Annotated in this window: 4 protein-coding genes; 1 reads left to right on the forward strand and 3 read right to left on the reverse strand. The window is 65.8% G+C overall.

Annotated elements, in window-relative coordinates; translation table 11 throughout:
* Positions 1 to 188: 188 nt before the first annotated feature.
* Complete coding sequence (locus ABNS06_RS04270) at positions 189 to 2,279, forward strand: S9 family peptidase (RefSeq protein ID WP_348672776.1); 2,091 nt, start codon at positions 189 to 191, stop codon at positions 2,277 to 2,279.
* A gap of 26 nt (positions 2,280 to 2,305) precedes the next feature.
* On the opposite strand, the gene ABNS06_RS04275 is transcribed toward ABNS06_RS04270, so the two are convergent.
* From ABNS06_RS04275 to ABNS06_RS04285, 3 genes are all read right to left on the reverse strand, one after another.
* A complete protein-coding gene (locus ABNS06_RS04275; protein WP_348672777.1) occupies positions 2,306 to 3,103 on the reverse strand; it encodes an SDR family oxidoreductase in 798 nt (265 codons plus the stop codon).
* Positions 3,100 to 3,243 (reverse strand): Mpo1-like protein, encoded by a 144-nt coding sequence (locus ABNS06_RS04280; protein WP_348672778.1) that lies wholly within the window; start codon positions 3,241 to 3,243, stop codon positions 3,100 to 3,102. The genes ABNS06_RS04275 and ABNS06_RS04280 overlap by 4 nt, the downstream gene beginning before the upstream one ends.
* 85 nt (positions 3,244 to 3,328) lie before the next feature.
* Positions 3,329 to 3,517, reverse strand: coding sequence for a PLD nuclease N-terminal domain-containing protein (locus ABNS06_RS04285; RefSeq protein WP_348672779.1), 189 nt, complete (start codon positions 3,515 to 3,517; stop codon positions 3,329 to 3,331).
* Between the last annotated feature and the right edge of the window lie 286 nt (positions 3,518 to 3,803).

Consider the following 3,803-nt stretch of genomic DNA (forward strand, 5'->3'; position numbering starts at 1 on the left):
CCCCGCCGTGGTCGGCACCAGCGACCCGGTGGGCGACAACACCCTGTTCGCCATCCTGCTCTACGGCGCCCTGATGCTGCTGCTCAGCGCCGCGCTCATCCCCTGGCACCGCAAGCGCAACGCCTAACCCCCCCCCGCACGGCGAACGCGGTATCGTGCGGGCATTGAATATGCTCAGGGGAACCACGTTGAACCGACTCGCAGCCTCCGCAGCCTGCCTGCTCGCTGGCATTCTGCCGGCGCAGGCGCAGGACGCACCGGAACCCGAATCCAACCGCTTTACCGCAGAACGCGTCTTCGATCTGGAATATGCCGGCACGCCGCGCGTGTCGCCGGACGGTGAATCGATCGTCTATGTCCGGCATTCCATGGACCGCCGCAGTGACCAGAATCGCGGCGATCTGTGGATCATCGACGTGGACTCCGGCGAACAGCGCCCGCTGGTCACCGGCGGCGCCTCGGCGGGTGGCCCGGTGTGGTCGCCGGACGGAACCCGGCTGCTCTATTCCACGTCGGCGAAAGGCAAGCCGGAACTGCGGCTGCTGTACCTCGACACCGGCAAGAGCTTTTCGCTGGCGCAGCTCGAGGAAGGCGCGGCTGGCGCCGTGTGGTCGCCCGACGGCCGCCAGATCGCGTTCACCATGTTCGTGCCCGGCGAGACGCCCAGCTTCGCCAAGCCGCCGAGCGCGCCGGAAGGCGCCAAGTGGAATGATCCCGTCCGCGTGTTCGACGATCTGACCATCCGCTTCGACGGCCAGGGCTATCTGAAGAAAGGCACGGATCAACTCTTCGTGCTGTCGGCCGATGGCGGCTCGCCGCGCCAGCTCACCTTCGGCGAGGCCGACCTCGGCCAGCCGGCCTGGCTGGACAACGACACGGTGCTCGTCAGCGGCAATCTGGCCGAGGATCGCGATCTCGACCCCATCGAGAGCGAGATCTACGCGGTGGAGCTGAAGGACAAGTCCATCCACGCGCTGACCGACCGCGACGGCCCCGATTACAGCCCCGTCGTCTCGCCGAACGGCAAGACCATCGCCTTCCTCGGCTTCGATGATCACGTGCTCTCCTACGAGCAGGACAACCTGTATCTGATGGATGCCGACGGCGGCAACGTGCGCGAACTCGCGGCCGACCTGGACCGCTCCATGGGCAAACTCGCCTGGGCACCCAACGGGCGCAGCCTGTACGTGGAGATCGAGAACGCCGGCCAGATCGATCTGTTCGAGATCGACACCGATGGCGACCACGCCATCGCCGTTTCCGGGCTGGGCGGCACCTCAATCGGCCGGCCCTACGCCTCGGCGGATTTCTCGGTCTCCACCGAAGGCCGCCCCGTCATCGCCTACACCGCCGGCTCCACCGACCGCCCCGCCGAAATCGCCGTGGCCGGGCGCCGGGTGAAGAACCGCGTGCTCACCGCGCTCAATGACGACGTGCTGCCGTATCTCGATCTCGCCCGCATCGAGGAATTCACCGTCAAGTCCGGCCACGACGGCCGCGAGATCGAAGCCTGGGTCGCCCTGCCGCCAGACTTCAAGGCGGATGGCAGCTTCCCGCTGCTGCTGGAAATCCACGGCGGCCCGCACACCATGTACGGCCCGTTCTTCGCGGCGGAAATCCAGCGCTACGCGGCCGATGGCTACGTCACCGTCTGGTCCAACCCGCGCGGTTCCACCGGCTACGGCGAGGAATTCGCCCAGCTCATCGATCTCGCCTACCCGGGCAATGACTACGACGACCTGATGGCCGTGGTCGACGCGATGATCGAGCGCGATTACGCCGACCCGGAGCGCCTGTTCGTCACCGGCGGCTCCGGCGGCGGCGTGCTCACGGCCTGGATCGTCGGCAAGACCAACCGCTTCGTCGCCGCCGCCACGGTCAAGCCGGTGATCAACTGGTTCACCGAGGCGCTAACCGGCGACATCGCGGCCTATGTCCGCCGTCACTGGATTCGCGAAGACCCCTGGGACAACCCGCAGGCCTACTTCGAGCGCTCGCCGATCAGCCTGGTCGGCCACGTCGAAACCCCGACCCTGGTCATGGTCGGCGAACAGGACTGGCGCACCCCGACCTGGGAGGCCGAGCAGTTCTACACCGCGCTCAAGCTGCGCAAGATCGACACCGCGCTGATCCGCATTCCCGGCTCGTCCCACCACATCGCCAGCCGGCCCAGCCGCCTGATCGCCAAGACCGACAACATCATGGGCTGGTTCAGGCAATACGACCCGGCGGCCAAGGACGAGACCGCCGAGTCGGAGACGGAAGACACGGCGGACTGAACCCGCCGACGGCCGCGTCCGCCGCCTCAGTGCACCTTGAGGCGGCGGGCGAAGGCCGTGTAGGCGGTCAGCGGCAGAAAGCGCTTGAAGTAGACGGCGAACGCCTCCTTGCCGGCGATGATCGCTTCCGGCCGGTTGCGTTCCACCGCCCGCCAGATCCGTTCGGCGCAGACGGCGGGCGGCATGCCCCCGGCGATCTCCGAATCCACATCCCCGAACGGCTGGCCGCTGGCGGTCAGCGCGTTGACCGACACCTGCGTGCTGACAAATCCGGGGCAGACCGTGGTGAAGCGGATGCCCTTGTCCCCCAGTTCCACGCGCGCGCAATCGAAATAGCCGTGCAGTGCATGCTTGGCCGCGGCGTAGGCCGAGCGGCGCGCCATGGCGATGTGCCCGAACACGCTGCTGACCACGACGATATGCCCCTGCCCGCGCTCCAGCATGCCGGGCAGCACCGCGCGGCTCAGCGCCACCGGCGCGAAAAAATCCACCTCCATGATGCGGCGGCAGATGTCCATCGACGTATCCATCGTCAGCGTGCGCTGCGACAACCCGGCGTTGTTCGCCAGCACATCGATCGGGCCGAAGAAGCTCTCCGCCCGCTCGCGAAGCGCATCCACATCATCGAGCTGCGCCAGATCGCAGGGCAGCACCGCGACATCCTCCGGCCGCGGGCAGATGTTGCGCACGCGCATCAACTCCGTCTCGCGCCGCGCCGTCAGCACCAGCTTCGCGCCGCGCTCGGCGGCCCGCAGCGCCAGCCCTTCGCCGATCCCGCCCGACGCCCCGGTGATCCAGACAACCTTCCCCGTCAGATCGGTCATTTCCGGCCCTGCTGCACCAGCCACGCCAGCGCGATGGTGGAAAACACGATCGGCGGCACGCAGATCAAATGAATCAGCGAATTGACGGGATGGCGGTGGCTGACGAGGTATTCCCTCATCCACTGCTCACGATTGCGCATGGCGTTGTCCGGGTGATGAACCAAACCCCGAGCGTAGAGCCCGCGCCAACCCGAAATCTGTCAACTACACGACAGTTCGGTCTCGCTAAATCCTGAGCTTCTTGTCCCCCGGCCCGGCGAGAAACCAGATGATCAGACCGATCACCGGAAGCAGGATGATCAGCACCACCCACAGCACCTTGTGCAAATCCTCCGCGCCGGACTGCACCACCTTGATGATCGCGAAGATATCCGCGATCAGTACCAGCAAACCAAAAATTCCACCGAATCCCATGTCGTTACCTTCCTTTGTCGACAAACCCATGCAGCGTCTTGCTGCCTGATCACGCAAGCGCGTGCTTGCGCCGTTCATCAGTTGAGACTACCGCAGCGCCGGTAAGTGGCATCCGATGTTCGGGTGGATAACCGGCAGCAATCGAGAATGTGTATGGTTGAAGCGAAAGACGGTGGTTGTGCCGAAACAAGGTTGATCGTCAAGGCCTGAACCGCCCCGGGTTTCTCGGAGGCTCCAAAGCTTGAGAGGATGGAGCGATGGGAAGACAGCAAGTGCGGTACTCGCC

The sequence above is a fragment of the uncultured Abyssibacter sp. genome (assembly GCF_964000955.1).
GTDB lineage: Bacteria > Pseudomonadota > Gammaproteobacteria > Nevskiales > OUC007 > Abyssibacter.